A 16,404-nucleotide genomic window follows, 5' to 3' on the forward strand; every position below is an offset into this window, starting at 1 on the left:
CCGCGACGTCTACGGCGACCCCTACGGCCTCGACGCCCCGCCGCCCGCAGCGGACTCACCGGGCGGCGCCGAAGCCGCGGCCGAACCCGCACCCGGCCTCGGGGCGAAGGCCGCCATCGCCGCCTCCGTCGCCGACCAGGGCATCTCCGCCCTCACCAACATCGTCGTGCTCGTCGTCGCCGCCCGGCTGTCGAGCGCCGCGGGCTTCGCGGTGTTCTCGATGGTCTACATGGTCTTCACCGTCCTGCTCGGCATCGGCGTCAGCTACGTCGGCCAGGCGCTCGTGCTGGAGCGCGGGACCGACCGGGTGCGGGCCGCGTGCCGCTCCGCGGCGGCCTTCACCGCGCTCGCCTCGACCGTGGTCGGCCTCGGCATGGCCGCGGGCTTCGGACTCGCCGCGCACGGCGGAACGGCCCGCGGGCTGGCCGTCCTCGGGCTCGTGCTGCCCGTGGTGCTGACGCAGGACGGCCTGCGCTACTGCTTCTCGGCGCTGCGGCTGCCGCACTACGCGCTGGCCGGGGACGCCGTCCGGCTCCTCGTGGCCGTGCCCGCGCTGGCGGTGCAACCGCACGGCGCCGGGCCCGAACGGCTTGTCGCCGTCTGGGGGTTGTCGGCGCTGCCCGCGCTGCTCGTGGCGTGGGCGCTGCTGCGGCGGCGGGTGCGGGGCGCGCCGCTGGACGTGCGGCGGTACGTGCGGCGCGGGCACCTGGGGCGGCGCTTCGTCGTCGAGTTCGGCGTCGGCAACGCGACCAGCCAACTGGCCGTCGTCGGGCTCGGATTGTTCGCGGCGCCGCTCGCGGTGGGCGCGCTGCGCGGGGCGACGACGCTCTTCGGCCCGATGAACGTCCTGTTCAACTCGGCGACCGCCTTCGGCCCGCCGCTGCTGAACCGGGTGCGCGGCGCCGCCGCCAAGGTCCGCGCGACCGTGGTGCTGGCGTGCGCGCTCGCCGCCGTGGCCGCAGCGTGGACGCTCGTACTGATGGTCCTGCCGGCCCGCGCCGGGCGCCAACTCCTCGGTGAGACCTGGGAGTCGTCCTCCGCGCTGCTGGCCGCGTCCGGCAGTCAGTACGCGGCCGTCGCGCTCGGCACCAGCGCGCTGCTGACCCTGCGGGTCCTCAAGCCGAAGGCGACGCTGCCGATCCAGGTGGTCTTCTCGCTCGCCTCCGTCGGCTGCATGCTCGCGGGCTACCGCGTCGACGGGGTGTACGGGGCGGCGTGGGGGCTGTGCGCGGGCTCGGTCCTCAAGGCGGCGGCGCTGTGGCGGCAGATCGCGGTGCTGCGCCGCCGCCCCGCACCGGAGGAGGAGGCACCGGACGACGCATCCGGTGGCGGGCAGGCCCACGGAGCCGTCACCGCAGGATCCTCCGGCGGTCCTGGCTGAAGGTCGTCACCAGCGCCAGGCACAGTGCGCCGATCGCGATCCGCCCCGTCGCCTGGAGCAGCGGCCCGCGCAGCAGGATGAAGGAGTAGCCGCACACCAGAGGGATCACGACGGCCGCGACCGTGCCCGGTCTGCCGTCCTCCTGGGTGCGCTGCGCGTAGCGCCGGTCGGCGCGCGCGGCCGTGTAGCCGAGTGCGAGGAAGCCCGCGGTCATGCCCACCGGGCCGAAGTCCAGCCAGAGTTCGGCCCACAGCGGGGAGGACAGGTTGGTGTTGTTCATGCCCATCCACTGCCCGACGCGCACCCCGGAGTCGACCGGCTTGCCGTGCCACACCGAGCGCGGCACGAAGAAGAAGACGTCGGCGGCGAGCTGGCGCCCGTCGGTGTGCCCGGCGCCGGAGTGCACGTACGTCAGGGTGTTGGCGAACATCCCGACCTGGTCGTAGTCCTTGACGGTGAGCGGCTCCAGCACCGACGTGGTCTCCACCGGGTGGTAGCCGCCGGAGTCGTAGCGGAAGCGGTCGAGGAAGGGGAAGAGCAGCAACGCCGCCACCACGCCGGTGACCAGGGCGGTGCGGTACATCACCGGGCTGCGCGGGAAGGCGGTGAAGAGCAGCGCGAAGACGACCGTCAGGAACCAGTAACGCGGGTTGGACACCGGGTTGTTGACGATCGCGTTGAGCAGCACGAGCCCGCCGAGCGCGATGATCGCGGGCAGGCTGCGGCGGGCGGCGCGCGAGGTGATCATCCAGCGGGTGAGGAAGAGCAGCGCGAGCAGCGCGGGCACCGTGCCGAAGCCGCGGACGAAGGCGGAGCCCACATGGCTCTGCCCGTCGCCGCCGAGCCCGCCCGCCTGCACGGACTCGCTGATCGCCTGCCTGCTGTCGAAGAAGACCGCGGGGCCGCCGAGTTTGACGATCGAGTACGCGCCGCCCACGTACGCGACCGCCACCAGCACCCACAGCCGCCGCCGCGACACCTGCGCGACCCCCCGCCCCTTGCGTGCCCGTGCCGCCGGGCGGTGCCGGGCCAGCAGCGCCCCGACGTCGAAGGCCGCGCACCCGACGAGGACGAGCGCGAGCGCGGCCGTGGTGTCCCCCCGCGGCCCGACCACCGGCGTCGGGACCTGCCCGATGACCTCCTGGGCGAGCGGCGCGACGCCCATCGCCACGTACACGAACAGCCAGAACGCCCCTTGTACCAGCCGCCGCCGCCTGGCCAGCACCATCGCGGCGAGCCGCCCGCCCGCGTAGACGGTCAGCGTGAGCTGCAGCCAGTAGGCCGCGTCCCGCACCCCGTCGCCGCCCGGCTGCGCGGTGACGTACCCCGGGAGGAATCCGACGAGCGCGAGGACCAGCGGCACCGCGAGCGCCCGCGACAGCGCGGCCCGCGGCACGGACCCCGCCCGCGGTACCCCGGCCCCCACCCGTGCGTCCACGGCCATCCGCCCACCCCCTGGGGGGAGTTTACGGGCCGGAGCCCCTCCGTCGCGGGGCGTTGCGGCCGACCGGGGCGGCGGCGGGCGCCAATTCGCCCATAACGGGGCGGTACGCGCCAAGCCGCGGGTAGGCTGCGGGAGATGCCGGGAGGGGCGCCGGGCGATCCGGCGGAGGGGACGGGGACGGGAAGATGCGGGTCTTACATGTCGTGACGCTGCACACGCCCACGAACGACTTCGGCGGGCCCACCCGCGTCGCGCTCAACCTCAGCAAGGGGCTGCGCGGCAGGGGAGTGGACGCGCGGATCGCCACGCTCGGGGACAAGTTCACCGGGCCGCTGCCGAGCGAGGTCGAGGGGGTGCCCTCCTTCGTGCGGCAGGCGCGGCACGTGCTGCCCGCGTTCGAGGTCAGCGGGATCACCTCGGGGGCGCTGCTCGCGCGGGCGCGGCGGATGGTGAAGGGGGCGGACGTCGTCCATGTGCACCTCATGCGGGATCTGATCACGCTGCCCTTCGCGCTCGTCGCACTGGAGACGGGCACCCCGCTGGTGGTGCAGACGCACGGCATGATCGACCCCACCGAGAAGCTGTTCGCGAAGGCCGTGGACGTGCTGGGCATGAAGCGGGTGCTGCGCCGCGCGGGCGCGATCCTGCACCTGACGGAGATGGAACGCGAGGGCGTGCAGGCGGTGGTGCCGACGACCCCGTTGCGGACCTTCCGCAGGCTCGTCAACGGCGTCGCCCCGCAGGAGATGCGCCCGCCGCGCGGCGACCGGCCGCCCACGGTGCTCTACTGCGCGCGGGTGCAGCAGCGCAAGCGGCCCGAGGACTTCGTGCAGGCGATGCCGTACGTCCTCGCCCGGCACCCGGACGCCCGCTTCGTGCTGGCCGGACCCGACACCGGCCGGCTGACCGCGCCCATGCGGGCGCTGGCCGACGAGCTGGGCGTGGGGGACGCGCTGGAGTGCCCGGGGCCGCTCGGGCACGACGCGGTGCACGCCGCGCTGCGCGCTGCGGACGTGTACGTACTGCCGTCCGTCGTCGAGCCGTTCGCCGTCTCGGTGCTGGAGGCGATGTCGGTGGGGCTGCCGGTCGTGGTGGCCCGTACCGGCGGGCTGTCGCCGGACGTGGCGGCCGCGGGCGCGGGCCGGGTCACCGACAGCCTGCCGGACGCGGACAACGGGGCACTGGTCGGCCGGGCGGTGCTGGAGCTGCTGGAGCCCGCCGCCAACGAGCAGGCGTCGCAGGCCGCGTGGCGGCTGGTCCACGACCGCTTCTCGATCGACGCGGTCGTGGACACCCTGCTCGGCGTCTACGGCGACGTCATGGCCGACCGCCCGGGCCGCCCGACTGCCGCTCGGCGGCGCGGAGTTCACGCGTCTTGAGGCCGATCTGCCAGCGGTAGAAGCTCATCGCGAGCGCGTAGTCCAGGCCCGCCCGCCCGTCCAGGAAGCCGCGCCGGTAGACGTACGCGTAGCCGAAGGACACCAGGGGCTTGAAGGGCACCTTGTGGAAGAGCCGCCCCTGCCGGGTCTTGACCCGGCGGATGCGCTCCTTGACCTCCGGGTGGAGTTCGAGCCACGCCTCCCAGTCCGAGTAGCGGTTGTGCCGGTCGAACCAGGTGCGGACCGGGTCCAGGTCCTCGTGCTCGATGGGGGAGCTCAGCCGGGCGGCGGACTCCGCGACCGGCTGGTAGTGGCCCTCCTGCTCGCCCATCCCCGGCGCCCCGAGGTCGCCGACCTCGGGGAAGCGGCAGCGGGTGCGGTCCATGAGGGCGCGCTTGACGATGGTGTAGCCGTGCCGCAGCCGCCGTCCGGCGAACCAGTAGCCCAGCGGGATGTCGAAGGCGGCCACCGACGGCGGCCCCGCGGCGAACACCGACCGCAGCTCGCCGAGGAGTTGGGGGCTCGGCGTCTCGTCGCCGTCCAGGAAGAGCACCCACGGGATGTCGGGGCGCACATGGTCCAGGCACCACTGCTTCTTCTTCGGGTAGCGCCCGTCCCACGTGTAGAGCACGGTCTCGGCGCCCAGCCCGGCGGCGATCGCGCACGTGTCGTCGGTGCTGTGCGAGTCGACGACCACGACGGCCCGCACATGGGCGATGACCGAGGAGACCGTGCGGGCGATGTTCTCGGCTTCGTTCTTCGTCGGTATGACCACGACCAGCGGCAGCGTGCCCAGCTCGTCCAACGGTGACGTCAGCTCCCTGTCCGTGCGGAGGCCAGCCAGGCGTAGCACCCGCTGGAGGTGATGCCGCGCGCGGCGGCCGGGATGGTGAGCGCGGCCGGGCTGTCCGCGCCGGTACCGCGGCCCGAGGCGAGGACGGCGCCGCCCGCGCCGGTGACGCGCCATGTGCAGGACGCCGACGTGTGCGGGGCCCGGTAGCCGCCGGGCACGACCACCGTGCCCGGGGCGGCCTTCGCGCCCACCGTGAACGTGCCGTCGCCGAAGCCGCCGCGGGCCGCGTCGACGACGCCCTGCTGGTCCGGGCACAGCCCGCCGACGGCCGCGGACGCGCCGTCCAGCGTGATGTCGCCGGAGACGATCGCGCTCGCGGCGGCGTCCTTGTCGATCGCCGAGGTGCGCGTCAGCCGGTCGCAGATCTCCTGGCCGCCCTCCAGCACGGCGACCGGGTCCGTGCCGCGCGGCACCCGCCCGGACAGGTACTTCTTCTGCTGCGCCGTGAAGTTGCCGCCGCCCGGCGGGGTGAGCTGGGCGTCGGGCACCTTCGGCGCGTCGGCGGCCGAGTTTGGCTGCCCGGCGCCGGACTCGGGGGAGGCGCTGTCGGACGGGGTGCCGGACGGGCTGCCGGACGCGTCCGGCGGCGTGCCGGTGGCGCCGGCGGCCGTACGGGACGGGCTCGCGGTGTCCTTCGCGTGGTCCGAGGCGCCGGAGCCGCAGCCGCCGAGCAGCAGCGCTGCCGCCGCCGTCATGGCGACGGCGGCGGCAGCGCGCGTACGGTGGCCGCGGCTCACCCGGCGGTCCCGAGTGCGTAGTGCTGGGCGATCTGCGCGGGCGTGAGCACCGCCGGGTAGACGGCGGCCTCGTCGATCGAGCCTGCGAAGTAGGAGCTGCTCGGCGCGGAGGGCCAGCCGCCCAGACTGTCGTAACCGACGTGCCAGTAGCCGGGGTAGTTCTGGCTGGTGGTGACGAAGGGGTCGGCGGCCCGCAGCACCCCGTCGACGTACAGCTTCATCCCGTCCGCTCCCTGCGTGGCCACCACGTGGTGCCAGGCGCCGTCGTTGTACGCGGCCGGTGCGGTGACGGTGCGGGTCGTGCCGGTGTACACGCCGAAGACCAGGCGTCCGTTGTCGGTCATGTAGACATGCTTGTCGTAATTGCCGCTCGGGTGGGTGGAATTGGAGCCGAAGCCCATGATCTTCCCGCCGCTGGTGGTCGTCGTCCGGAACCACGTCTCGATGCTGAACTGCGCCGGTGTCGGGTGCAGCCGGTCGCTGTAGGTCCACTGGGACGAGCCGTTGAAGGTGTACGCCCTGGAGCCCGGCACCGCGCCCGGCGTCACGGCGTGAACGGGCCCGCCGACGCTGATGCCGCTGTCGTCGCCGTCGGAGGAGTCGGCGTTGTACGAGCCGGAGGCGGCGTCGTAGCGCCAGTACAGCGAAGCGCCGTCCGCCAGTACCTGGTTCGGGTACGCCTCCGCCGAAGTCGGCACCGTGGCCGAGGCGTTGGGGGACAGGGCGCTGGTGTTGACGCCGTCGCTCGCGGAGACCCGGTAGGTGTACTTCACGCCCGGCGTGACGTCGGTGTCGGTGTACGTCAGCTGCGGGCGCACCCACGGCAGCGAGGAGCCGGTCACCGTGTAGACGGGCGTGGCGCCGCCGTTGCGGTAGACGCGGTAGGTGAGCAGGCCGTCGTCGGTGTCGGTGCTGGACTGCCAGCTGACCTTGACCGCACCGGGCGCGATGCTCGTGACGGACGTCTGCGGCAGTGTCGGGGCGCCGGTGTCCGGGCCGCTCGCGAAGCGCGTGAGGCCCTGCTGCGCGGAGCCGTTGACGGTGGTGAACTCACCGCCCACCCACAGGTAGTCGGTGCTCCCGGCCGGGGCCAGCGCCATGACCCGCGGGCCGATCTTCTCGCCGATGCCGTCGTTGGTGTCGGGGAACCAGGCCAGCAGGTGCGGGTCGTCCACGGACTGCGCAAGCAGGTGCTTGCGCACCGAGTCGGGGTATTCGCCCATGCTGGAGCAGTCGTGCGCGTGGCTGCCGCTGTAGAGGACGGTCTGGTAGACCGTCAGGGTCTGGGTGGCGCCCAGGCAGTTGTCCCGCCAGACCTGTGAGAAGTCGGTGAGGCTGAAGCGGATCCGGCCGTCGAACACCCCGCCGCCGGTGCCCTCGTTGGCGGTGTAGAAGCTGTTGCTCGCGGCGTCCACCACGATGTCCTTGGTCACCGAGGTCGCGTCGATGAAGCCGGTCGGGTACGCCTTCACGAGCGCGCCGGTCGCGGTGTCGACGACGGCGAGCGAGTGCGAGTTCACCCCGTCCACCGTGTCGAAGTCGCCACCGAGGACGGCGTCCTGGCCGTCCGGGGTGAGGGCGAGCGCGCGGGCCGGGTTGTCGGCGTCGGGCGCCCACGGCAGCAGTGCGCCCGACGTGCTGACCGCCGCGTACCGCCCGCGGTGCTGGCCGCCGACCGCGGTGACGTCGCCGCCGAAGAAGACGGTGTCGGCCGTGGCCTGGAGGGTCCGTACGGTGCCCGCGACGGCGGGGTGGAAGCTGCTGCTGACCTGGCAGGTGGCCAGGTCGATCGCGGCGAGGCTGCTCACCCCGACACCGTTGACCTGGCCGAAGAAGCCACCCGCGTAGAGGGTGCTGCCGTCCGGCGACACCGCGAGCGCGCGCACGGTGGCGTTGTTGGAGCCGACCGTGAAGTTCAGCCGGCAGCCCGCGGGCTGTCCGGTCGCGGCGTCGAACGCGGCGAAGTTCGCCACCGCCGTCTCGTTCGTCCCGGCCGCGGCGCCGGACGGGCGGATCGCGGAGAAGGTGCCCGCGGTGTAGACGATGCCGTTCGCCTGGGCCATCGCCCACACGACGCCGTTGGTCTGGTAGGTGGAGAGGCTGTCCGCCGTGAGCGCCACCGGCGCCTGGAGCGCGGCGGCGGGCGGTGCCCCTGGGACCGCCCCCAGTCCTGCCGCCGCCAGCGCCAGCACGCCGGTCAATGCCGACCGTTTACGCATGTGTCCCCCGGTCCCCTTCAGGTGCGGCGGCCGTGGCCGGCCGCCGGTCCTGGGCAGAGTAGGGCGTTCCACTTGCCGGAGTCGCGCTTTTTGCCGAAACCGGTATACGTAGTGTGACGACGCCTGACATCGGGGTATGTGTCGCCCCGAACGACCGGATGCCGTACGCCGGGTGTGGCGTGCGGCCGAGCCGTTCACCGGTCGATCCGTACCGTCGCGCCCGCGAGCTGGTCGGCCACCTGGCGGATGTCGGCGTCGACCATGATCTCGGCGAGGCCGGCGACCCGCACGTGTGGCTGCCAGCCCAGCAGCTCCCGAGCCTTGCTCGCGTCGCCGATCAACGCGTCCACTTCGCTGGGGCGTTCGTACTTCGGGTCGTACCGCACGTATCGGGACCAGTCGAGGTCGGCGTGCGCGAAGGCCGTCTCCACGAACTGCCGTACGGTCGCGGCCTCGCCCGTGGCCACCACGTAGTCGTCGGGCTCGTCGCGCTGCAGCATCCGCCACATCGCCTCGACGTACTCCGGGGCGTAGCCCCAGTCGCGCACCGCGTCCAGGTTTCCGAGGTAGAGCCGGTCCTGCAGCCCCGCCTTGATCCTGGCGACCGCGCGGGTGATCTTGCGGGTCACGAAGGTCTCCCCGCGGCGCGGCGACTCGTGGTTGAAGAGGATGCCGTTGACCGCGTACATCCCGTATGCCTCGCGGTAGTTGACCGTCGCCCAGTAGCCGAAGACCTTCGCGCAGCCGTACGGGCTGCGCGGGTGGAAGGGCGTGCGCTCGTTCTGCGGCGGGGGCGCGGCGCCGAACATCTCCGACGACGACGCCTGGTAGACCCGTGCCCCGCTGCCGCTGGCCCGCACCGCCTCCAGCAGCCGCAGCGCGGACAGGCCCGTCACGTCGCCGGTGTAGAGGGGGGCGTCGAAGGAGACCCGCACGTGCGACTGCGCGCCCAGGTTGTAGATCTCGTCGGGCCGTACCTCGCGCAGCAGGTTGACGAGGGCGACGCCGTCGGTGAGGTCCGCGTGGTGCAGGACGAACGTACGGCGGGAGGCCTGCGGGCCCTGGTAGATGTGGTCGATGCGCTCGGTGTTGAACGTCGACGAGCGGCGAACGATGCCGTGCACGGTGTAGCCCTTGGCGAGCAGCAGCTCGGCCAGGTACGAGCCGTCCTGCCCGGTCACGCCGGTGACGAGCGCGGTCTTGCCCATACGGTCCCCCAGTGGTGGTCGGCCGGTGCGGGCAACTCCCTGTGCAGCATGTGGAGTTGGCACCCGGAAGAGTGAAGTGTGCTGACACAATGCGGTTCATGACGGAACAGACGGAAAAGACAGCGAATGTCAGGGACGCCGCGGCGGGCGCGGCAGCCGCAGCGGCACGGCCCGGGGCGGAGGGAGCGCGGTCACTGCTCCCCGACCGGGCCAGGGTCTTCGTCGCGGGCCACCGCGGGCTCGTCGGCTCGGCGGTCGCCCGCCGGCTGGCCGCCGAGGGCCACGAGGTACTGGCCCGCGGCCGCGCCGAGCTGGACCTGCGGGACGCCGCAGCCACCGCCGCGTGGCTGCGCGCGGCCCGGCCCGACGCGGTCGTGCTCGCCGCCGCCCGGGTCGGGGGGATCATGGCCAACGCGACCTACCCCGTGCAGTTCCTGGAGGACAACCTGCGCATCCAGCTCAGCGTCGTCGCGGGCGCGCACGCCGCCGGAGTGCCCCGGCTGCTCTTCCTCGGCTCCTCCTGCATCTACCCGCGCCTGGCCCCGCAGCCCATCCGCGAGGACGCCCTGCTGACCGGCCCGCTGGAGCCCACCAACGAGGCCTACGCGCTCGCGAAGATCGCCGGCATCGTCCAGGTGCAGTCCTACCGGCGGCAGTACGGCGCCGCGTACGTCTCCGCGATGCCGACCAACCTCTACGGGCCCGGCGACAACTTCGACCTGGAGACCTCGCACGTCCTGCCCGCGCTGATCCGCCGCTTCCACGAGGCCGCCCGCGACGGCGCCCCCGAGGTGACGCTGTGGGGCAGCGGCACCCCGCGCCGCGAGTTCCTGCACGTCGACGACCTCGCCGCGGCCTGCACCCTGCTGCTGCGCACGTACGACGCCGACGAGCCGGTCAACGTCGGCTGCGGGGAGGACCTGCCCATCCGCGAACTCGCCGAGACCGTACGGGACGTCGTCGGCTACCGCGGCCGGATCGGCTGGGACACCACCAGGCCGGACGGCACCCCGCGCAAACTCCTCGACGTCTCCCGGCTGTTCGCGCTCGGCTGGCGCCCGCGAATCGCGCTGCGGGAGGGCGTCGCGGCCGTCTACGCGCAGTGGCGCGCGGAGACGGAGGCGGTGGCGGCCAGGGCTGTCCCGGACGCCCCCGGGTCTGTGCCGGACCCGGGGGCCGGAGGCGTGGCGGCCCACTAGTACGCCCCGCGTCCGTCGACCACGGCCCGCAGCGTGCGGGTCATGACCTCCAGGTCGCCCGCCAGCGACCAGTTGTCGACGTACCGCAGGTCCAGCGCGAGCGTCTCGTCCCACGACAGGTCCGAGCGCCCGCTGACCTGCCACAGCCCGGTGATGCCCGGCTTGACCACGAGCCGCCGCAGCGCCACCTCGTCGTAGCGGTCCACCTCGTCGGGCAGCGGCGGGCGCGGCCCGACGAACGACATCTCACCGCGCAGCACGTTGAGCAGCTGCGGCAGTTCGTCCAGCGAGCAGCGCCGCAGGAAGCGGCCCACGGCCGTGACCCGCGGGTCGTGCCGCATCTTGAACATCAGCCCGTCGTGCTCGTTGGCGCCACTGCGCTCCAGCTCCGCCCTGCGGTCCTCGGCATCGACCACCATCGTGCGGAACTTCCACATCGTGAAGGGTGTCCGGTGCTGCCCGCAGCGCACCTGCCGGTAGAAGGCCGGGCCCCGCGACGTCACCTTGACCAGCGCGGCCAGCACGCAGAACAGCGGCGCCAGCGCCAGCAGCCCGAGCGCGGCCCCGGCGCGGTCCAGCGCCGACTTCAGCCGCAGCTGCGCCCCGTGCCGTACCGGCGGCGCGATGTGCAGCAGCACCAGGCCCGCCGGGTCGTCCAACCGCACCCGGCGCGCCTGCACGTCCACCAGGCCCGGCGCCAGCGCCACCGGGAGCCCGGCGTCGTGGAGGCACCACGACAGCCGGCGTAATCGCTCCGCCGACAGCCGCGGGCCCGGCGCCATCAGCACCAGCTGCGCGCGGGTCTCGTGCGCCGCCCGCAGGACCGCCTGTGCGTCCTGCCCCGGCCCGGTCGGCTCCAGCACGCCCAGCCGCCCCGCGACCGGCACGCCGCAGGCCAGCCGCCTGCTGCCCACCGGCACCACGCCGACGACGGCGTACGCGTGCCCGGTGCGGGTCGCCAGATGCGCCACCGCGTTGTCCGCGGCGCCCGGCTCGCCCACCACCAGCACCGGGCGCACCGCGTACGCCGCACGCCGCACGGCGCGCAGCCGGTGGTAGGTCACCCGGCGGCACAGCGCCGTGAGCACCGGCGCCCACACGAGACCGGCGAGCGCCGCCGACGGCCCGGCCACGGCGCCGGACACCGCCCGCAGCACCGTCAGCACCCCGAGCAGCAGCAGCCAGTCCACGGCCACCTGCGCCCCGCCCCGGGTCTCCCCGAAGGCGTCCGGCGCGTACCGCCGCCGCATCGCGCGGACGGTGGGCCAGGCGAGCGCCGCCGCCAGGCCCCATGCCGCCGCGTGCGGCGCGCCCGAGGCGTGCAGCGCCAGGGCCGTGGGCACTCCGGCGCCGACCGCGTCCACGGCGAGGTTCACCGCGTACCACGCGGCCTTGCCGCCGCTTTCGCGCTGTGCTCCCTGCCAGGCCGCGGCAACCGCCGTACGCCCGGCTGACGCAGCGGCGCGCGCGGTGCTCGCACCGATGCCCGGCCGCCGCGCGTACGACGGTGGCACCGGTGCGCCGAACGCGCCCGGGAGCGCGGGCTGCGCTCCCCGTACGGGCGGACTGTCCGTCCGCCCCGATATTCGCTCCCCTGCAACGGGCATGACTGGTATGGCCGACTGTGACTCGACACGCCGCATGTACCCCCCAGGCACCTCGCGACCCGACGTCTTCCACTTCCCCTTGTGGTGTCCCCGCCGTGCTTTGAGGAACGCTAGGCCAAGGGGTGGCCCTTCCGCTGTGGTTTACGCATATTCGAGCTGATGTTTTGGGCGAGTTAACATGCCTATGACGTCCCGGTGGCCACGCAGCGTAAGGGGCGTGTGACAAGGGTGAACGCCCCTTACAGTTGGGGCTTGTGCCTACCGTGCCCCTCCCCGACGACCTGCGCGCCGCGCTCGCCGACCGGTTGCGGTCCACCGCCCCGACCAGCGCTTCCGCACAGGTCGAGCGGCTGATGGACAGCTACCGCGGCCCCACGCCCACCGCCGCTCCCGTCCTGCGCGACGCGGCCGACGTCGCCGCGTACGCCGCCTACCGGATGCCGGCGACCTATGCCGCCGTCCGCACCGCCCTCGACGCGTTCCGCTTGCAGTCCGCCGACTGGGCCCCGCGCACCCATCTCGACCTCGGCGGCGGCACCGGAGCGGCCACCTGGGCGGTGGCCGACACCTGGCCCGACGCCGGCCACACCACCACCGTCCTCGACTGGTCCCAGCCCGCCCTCGACCTCGGCGCCGACCTCGCCCGCGCCGCCCGGACCGCCGCCGTCCGCACCGCCGACTGGCAGCGCCGGCCCCTCGGCGCCGCGTCCGCCCTCCCGGCCGCCGACCTCGTCACCATCTCCTACGTCCTCGGCGAACTCACCCCCGCGGACCGCGAATCCCTCGTCGGGGCCGCGGTCGCCGCCACGCAGGGCGCCGTCGTCGTGGTCGAGCCCGGCACCCCCGAGGGGTACGCACGCGTGCTCGCCGCCCGCGACCGGCTCGTCGCCGCCGGGCTCCACGTCCTCGCCCCCTGCCCGCACGACGGCCCCTGCCCCGTCACCGGCGCGGACTGGTGCCACTTCGCGGCGCGCGTGCAGCGCACCGCGCTCCACCGCCAGGTCAAGGGCGCGACCCTGCCCTACGAGGACGAGAAGTTCAGCTACGTCGCCGCCGCGCACTTCCCGGCGGAGCCTGCGGAGGGCAGGGTGGTGCGGCACCCGCAGATCCGCAAGGGGCTCGTCCTGCTGGACCTCTGCGTCACCCCTCCGGGACTGGAGAAGGCAACGGTGAGCAAGCGCCACGGCACCCTCTACCGCGCGGCGCGCGACACGGAGTGGGGCGACGCCTGGCCGCCCCCGGCGTAGGGCCCGCCCTGGGAACGCCCGCCCGGCGGCGCGGGCGCAGCCCCGGAACGCCCGCCCGGCGGCGCATGGGAACGGCTACAGCCAGCCGATGCGGCGGAAGGCGCGGAAGACGATCGCGGACAGGGTGACCGTCACGCCGAGCATCAGGGGGTAGCCGAAGGTCCAGCGCAGTTCTGGCATGTGGTCGAAGTTCATGCCGTAGAAGCCGGCGATCATCGTGGGGATGGCGAGGATGGCGGCGCCGGCGGAGATGCGGCGCATGTCGACGTTCTGCTGGACGGCGAGCTGGCTGAGGTTGGCCGCGAGGAGGCCGTCGACGAGTTCGCTGTTGGCGATGAGGCGCTCGCGGACGTGGGAGAGGTGGTCGGAGACGTCGCGGAAGTAGCGGCGCAACTCGGTGCTGAGAAGGCCGTCCGCGCCCTCGGCGAGGCGTTCCAGGGGGCGGGCCAGCGGGAAGACGGCGTGCTTGAACTCGATCATCTCCCGCTTGAGCTGGTAGATGCGCTCGGCGTCGTCGACGTGGGTGGACGAGAAGACGTCCGTCTCCAGGGTCTCGACGTCCAGCTCGACCGCGTCCGCGACGTCGAGGTAGTCGTCGGTGACCTGGTCGGTGATGGCGTGCAGGACGGCCGCGGGGCCGTGCGCGAGCATGTCGGGGCGGGCCTCCAGGGCGCGGCGGACGCGGGCGAGGCCGGGGGCGCTGCCGTGGCGGACGACGACCACGAAGTCCGGGCCGAGGAAGATCATGACCTCGCCGGTGTCGACGACCTCGCTGGTGGCGGTGAGCTTCTCGTGCTCGACGAAGACGATGGTCTTGAGGACGAGGAAGAGCGTGTCGCCGTACCGCTCCAGCTTGGGCCGCTGGTGGGCCTGCACCGCGTCCTCGACGGCCAGCGGGTGGAGCCCGAAGACCTCCGCGATCTCCGCGATGTGCTCGGCCTCCGGCTCGTGCAGGCCTATCCAGGCGAAGCCGCCGCGCTTGCGGGCCTCGTCCAGCGCCTGCTGGGGCGGCAGCGACGCCGCGCGGCAGCCGTCCTCGTAGACCGCGCAGTCCACCACCACGTCCGCGGTGCAGCGGCGCTGCTCGGGAACGTCGGCGGCGCCCTCCAGGGTGTGCCAGCGCCCGCCGTGCCGCCACTGCCGGCCGGTTCTGTGCCGGGCCGGTGCCGCCGACTCGGACCTGTGCTGCTTCATCGTGCCTTCTCCAGTACCGCCATCGCCGCATTGTGCCCGGGGACCCCGCTGACCCCGCCGCCGCGGACCGCGCCCGCGCCGCAAAGGTAGAGGTTGGCATACGCGGTGCCGACGCCCCACCGTCCTGTGGCCTCCGTCACCTCGCCGTCGGCGTACGGCCAGGACAGGTCGCGGTGGAAGATGTGCCCGCCGGGCAGGCCCACCTCGCGCTCCAGGTCCGGCGGCGACTTCGCCTCGATGCAGGGGCGGCCCTCCGGATCCAGCGCGAGGCAGTCCGCGAGCGGCTCGGCCAGGACGGCGTCGAGCTGCGCGAGGGTGGCCCGCAGCACTTCCGCCTTCGCGCCCGCCGGGTCCTCGGCGAAGAGCCGGGCCGGGGCGTGCAGGCCGAAGAGCGTCAGGGTGTGCATGCCCCTACCGGCCAGCTCCGGGGCGAGGATCGACGGGTCGGTCAGGCTGTGGCAGTAGATCTCGGACGGCGGCGCGTCCGGCACCCGCCCGTCCGCCGCCTGCTCGTACGCGGCCTGCAGCGCGCGGTAGCCCTCGGCGACGTGGAAGGTGCCGGCGAACGCGTCCCGCGGGTCCACCGCGGTGTCCCGCAGCCGCGGCAGCCGGCGCAGCAGCATGTTGACCTTGAGCTGGGCCCCCTCCGGGGCGGGCCCGGCCGGCTCCTCGCCGAGCAGGGCCGCCAGCGTGTGGGGGGCGGCGTTGACCAGCACGTCACGGGCCTGGACGGTGCCGCCGTCCGCGAACGTCACCTCCGCCCGCACGCCGTCCGTCTCGACACGTGTGACCTCCGTGCCGGTACGGAACCGCGCGCCCGCCGCGCGGGCCGCCGACGCGAGGGCGTCCGTGAAAGCGCCCATGCCGCCGACCGGCACGTCCCAGTCGCCCGTGCCGCCGCCGATGACGTGGTAGAGGAAGCAGCGGTTCTGCTTCAGCGAGGGGTCGTGCGCGTGGCTGAACGTCCCGATCAGGGCGTCGGTCAGCACCACGCCCCGCACCGTGTCGTCCGTGAACGCCGCCTCCACGGCCTCGCCGAGCGGCCGCTCGAACAGCGCGCCCCACGCCGCGCGGTCCCCCACCCGGCGCTCCAGCTCCGCCCGCGCCGGCAGCGGCTCCGTCAACGTCGGGAAGACCGCCTCCGCGACCCGCCGCGTCATCCCGTAGAAGGCCTCCCACGCCCCGTACTCCCGCTCCGACCCGGTGAGCCGCGCGAAACCCTCCCGGGTCCGCGCCGGGTCCTCCGCGTCCACCAGCAGCCCGCCGTCGCCGTACGGCGTGTACGAGGAGATCCGGCGCCGCCGGACGCGGAAATCCAGCCCCAGGTCCAGGACGATCTTCCTCGGCAGCAGGCTGACCAGGTACGAGTAGCGCGACAGCCGCGCCTCCACCCCCGGGAAGACCCGGCTCGACACCGCGGCGCCCCCCAGGTGGTCCAGCCGCTCCACGACCAGCACGGTGCGCCCTGCGAGGGCGAGGTACGTTGCGGCGGTGAGGCCGTTGTGGCCCCCGCCGATCACGACGACGTCGTACTCCATCCCCGCCACGATAGGGCGTCACCCCGGTCGGGGCCTCCCCTCCGCCCTGCCGGGCGCCGCGTGTCCCGGGACCTTCCCGCCGCGGCGGCGCCCGCGCCCGCCGGCGCGGCACCCCCCCCCACCACCCGTGCAACCAAGACGTCGGCTGACGGCCCCCGTGGCGATGACTCGCCCTCCGGGCCGAACCGCAGTCCCTCGCACACTCACCCCCACCGGCAGGCAGCCGCCGACGAGACGTCGGGAGGGGGACGATCCGGGGGTGCCCCCACCCCCACCGGCAGGGCAGCCGCCGACGCACCGCAGGGGGGAGGGAGACGATCTGCCCCACCCACCCCCTGTCTCTTATACACATCTGACGCTGCCGACGACTCCTTACGTGCAGATCTCGGTGGTCGCCG

12 protein-coding genes are annotated in these 16,404 nt (G+C 74.0%); 4 read left to right on the forward strand and 8 right to left on the reverse strand.

The features are described from left to right. Positions 1–115 precede the first annotated feature (115 nt). Positions 116–1,381 (forward strand): hypothetical protein, encoded by a 1,266-nt coding sequence (locus tag IH54_RS0132560; protein ID WP_107060321.1) that lies wholly within the window; start codon positions 116–118, stop codon positions 1,379–1,381. Here IH54_RS0132560 and IH54_RS0132565 read toward each other — a convergent pair. Next, complete coding sequence (locus tag IH54_RS0132565) at positions 1,350–2,825, reverse strand: oligosaccharide repeat unit polymerase (protein ID WP_043182948.1); 1,476 nt, start codon at positions 2,823–2,825, stop codon at positions 1,350–1,352. The genes IH54_RS0132560 and IH54_RS0132565 overlap by 32 nt on opposite strands. 185 nt (positions 2,826–3,010) lie before the next feature. Here IH54_RS0132565 and IH54_RS0132570 point away from each other — a divergent pair, with 185 nt between their 5' ends. After that, positions 3,011–4,204, forward strand: coding sequence for a glycosyltransferase (locus tag IH54_RS0132570; RefSeq protein WP_052398130.1), 1,194 nt, complete (start codon positions 3,011–3,013; stop codon positions 4,202–4,204). Here the strand turns inward: IH54_RS0132570 and IH54_RS0132575 are convergent. The 4 genes from IH54_RS0132575 to gmd all read right to left on the reverse strand — a co-directional run bounded on the left by IH54_RS0132575 (position 4,143) and on the right by gmd (position 9,221). After that, positions 4,143–5,000 (reverse strand): glycosyltransferase family 2 protein, encoded by an 858-nt coding sequence (locus IH54_RS0132575; protein ID WP_107060322.1) that lies wholly within the window; start codon positions 4,998–5,000, stop codon positions 4,143–4,145. The two genes, IH54_RS0132570 and IH54_RS0132575, sit on opposite strands and share 62 nt — an antisense overlap. A 17-nt stretch (positions 5,001–5,017) precedes the next feature. Beyond that, positions 5,018–5,794 (reverse strand): hypothetical protein, encoded by a 777-nt coding sequence (locus IH54_RS44915; RefSeq protein ID WP_031523902.1) that lies wholly within the window; start codon positions 5,792–5,794, stop codon positions 5,018–5,020. Continuing rightward, positions 5,791–8,013, reverse strand: a complete 2,223-nt coding sequence (locus IH54_RS0132585) for a LamG-like jellyroll fold domain-containing protein (RefSeq protein ID WP_031523903.1) — start codon at positions 8,011–8,013, stop codon at positions 5,791–5,793. The genes IH54_RS44915 and IH54_RS0132585 overlap by 4 nt, the downstream gene beginning before the upstream one ends. A 194-nt stretch (positions 8,014–8,207) precedes the next feature. After that, positions 8,208–9,221: a GDP-mannose 4,6-dehydratase gene (gmd, locus tag IH54_RS0132590; RefSeq protein ID WP_031523904.1), complete on the reverse strand. Its 1,014-nt coding sequence runs from the start codon at positions 9,219–9,221 to the stop codon at positions 8,208–8,210. A 98-nt stretch (positions 9,222–9,319) separates the two neighbouring features. Between gmd and IH54_RS0132595 the strand changes: the two genes are divergently transcribed. Beyond that, positions 9,320–10,420, forward strand: a complete 1,101-nt coding sequence (locus IH54_RS0132595) for a GDP-L-fucose synthase family protein (RefSeq protein WP_078862704.1) — start codon at positions 9,320–9,322, stop codon at positions 10,418–10,420. Here the strand turns inward: IH54_RS0132595 and IH54_RS0132600 are convergent. After that, complete coding sequence (locus tag IH54_RS0132600; RefSeq protein WP_078862699.1) at positions 10,417–12,027, reverse strand: sugar transferase; 1,611 nt, start codon at positions 12,025–12,027, stop codon at positions 10,417–10,419. The two genes, IH54_RS0132595 and IH54_RS0132600, sit on opposite strands and share 4 nt — an antisense overlap. Positions 12,028–12,281: 254 nt before the next feature. On the opposite strand from IH54_RS0132600, the gene IH54_RS0132605 reads away from it, so the two are divergent. Continuing rightward, positions 12,282–13,274: a small ribosomal subunit Rsm22 family protein gene (locus IH54_RS0132605; RefSeq protein ID WP_031523911.1), complete on the forward strand. Its 993-nt coding sequence runs from the start codon at positions 12,282–12,284 to the stop codon at positions 13,272–13,274. Between the two features lie 75 nt (positions 13,275–13,349). On the opposite strand, the gene IH54_RS0132610 is transcribed toward IH54_RS0132605, so the two are convergent. Together IH54_RS0132610 and IH54_RS0132615 are read right to left on the reverse strand one after the other, a co-directional pair. After that, positions 13,350–14,468: a magnesium and cobalt transport protein CorA gene (locus IH54_RS0132610; RefSeq protein WP_052398132.1), complete on the reverse strand. Its 1,119-nt coding sequence runs from the start codon at positions 14,466–14,468 to the stop codon at positions 13,350–13,352. Continuing rightward, positions 14,465–16,006 (reverse strand): phytoene desaturase family protein, encoded by a 1,542-nt coding sequence (locus IH54_RS0132615; protein ID WP_031523915.1) that lies wholly within the window; start codon positions 16,004–16,006, stop codon positions 14,465–14,467. Before IH54_RS0132615 ends, IH54_RS0132610 begins: the two co-directional genes overlap by 4 nt. Between the last annotated feature and the right edge of the window lie 398 nt (positions 16,007–16,404).

This window comes from Streptomyces sp. NRRL F-5123 (genome assembly GCF_000721495.1).
Classification (GTDB): domain Bacteria; phylum Actinomycetota; class Actinomycetes; order Streptomycetales; family Streptomycetaceae; genus Actinacidiphila.

Bases quoted from the DNA above. Each gene is read 5' to 3' on its own strand.
- IH54_RS0132565 (WP_043182948.1), bottom strand. From the start codon at position 2,825: ATGGCCGTGGACGCACGGGTGGGGGCCGGGGTACCGCGGGCGGGGTCC.
- IH54_RS0132570 (WP_052398130.1), top strand. From the start codon at position 3,011: ATGCGGGTCTTACATGTCGTGACGCTGCACACGCCCACGAACGACTTC.
- IH54_RS0132585 (WP_031523903.1), bottom strand. From the start codon at position 8,013: ATGCGTAAACGGTCGGCATTGACCGGCGTGCTGGCGCTGGCGGCGGCA.
- gmd (WP_031523904.1), bottom strand. From the start codon at position 9,221: ATGGGCAAGACCGCGCTCGTCACCGGCGTGACCGGGCAGGACGGCTCG.
- IH54_RS0132595 (WP_078862704.1), top strand. From the start codon at position 9,320: ATGACGGAACAGACGGAAAAGACAGCGAATGTCAGGGACGCCGCGGCG.
- IH54_RS0132600 (WP_078862699.1), bottom strand. From the start codon at position 12,027: ATGCCCGTTGCAGGGGAGCGAATATCGGGGCGGACGGACAGTCCGCCC.
- IH54_RS0132610 (WP_052398132.1), bottom strand. From the start codon at position 14,468: ATGAAGCAGCACAGGTCCGAGTCGGCGGCACCGGCCCGGCACAGAACC.
- IH54_RS0132615 (WP_031523915.1), bottom strand. From the start codon at position 16,006: ATGGAGTACGACGTCGTCGTGATCGGCGGGGGCCACAACGGCCTCACC.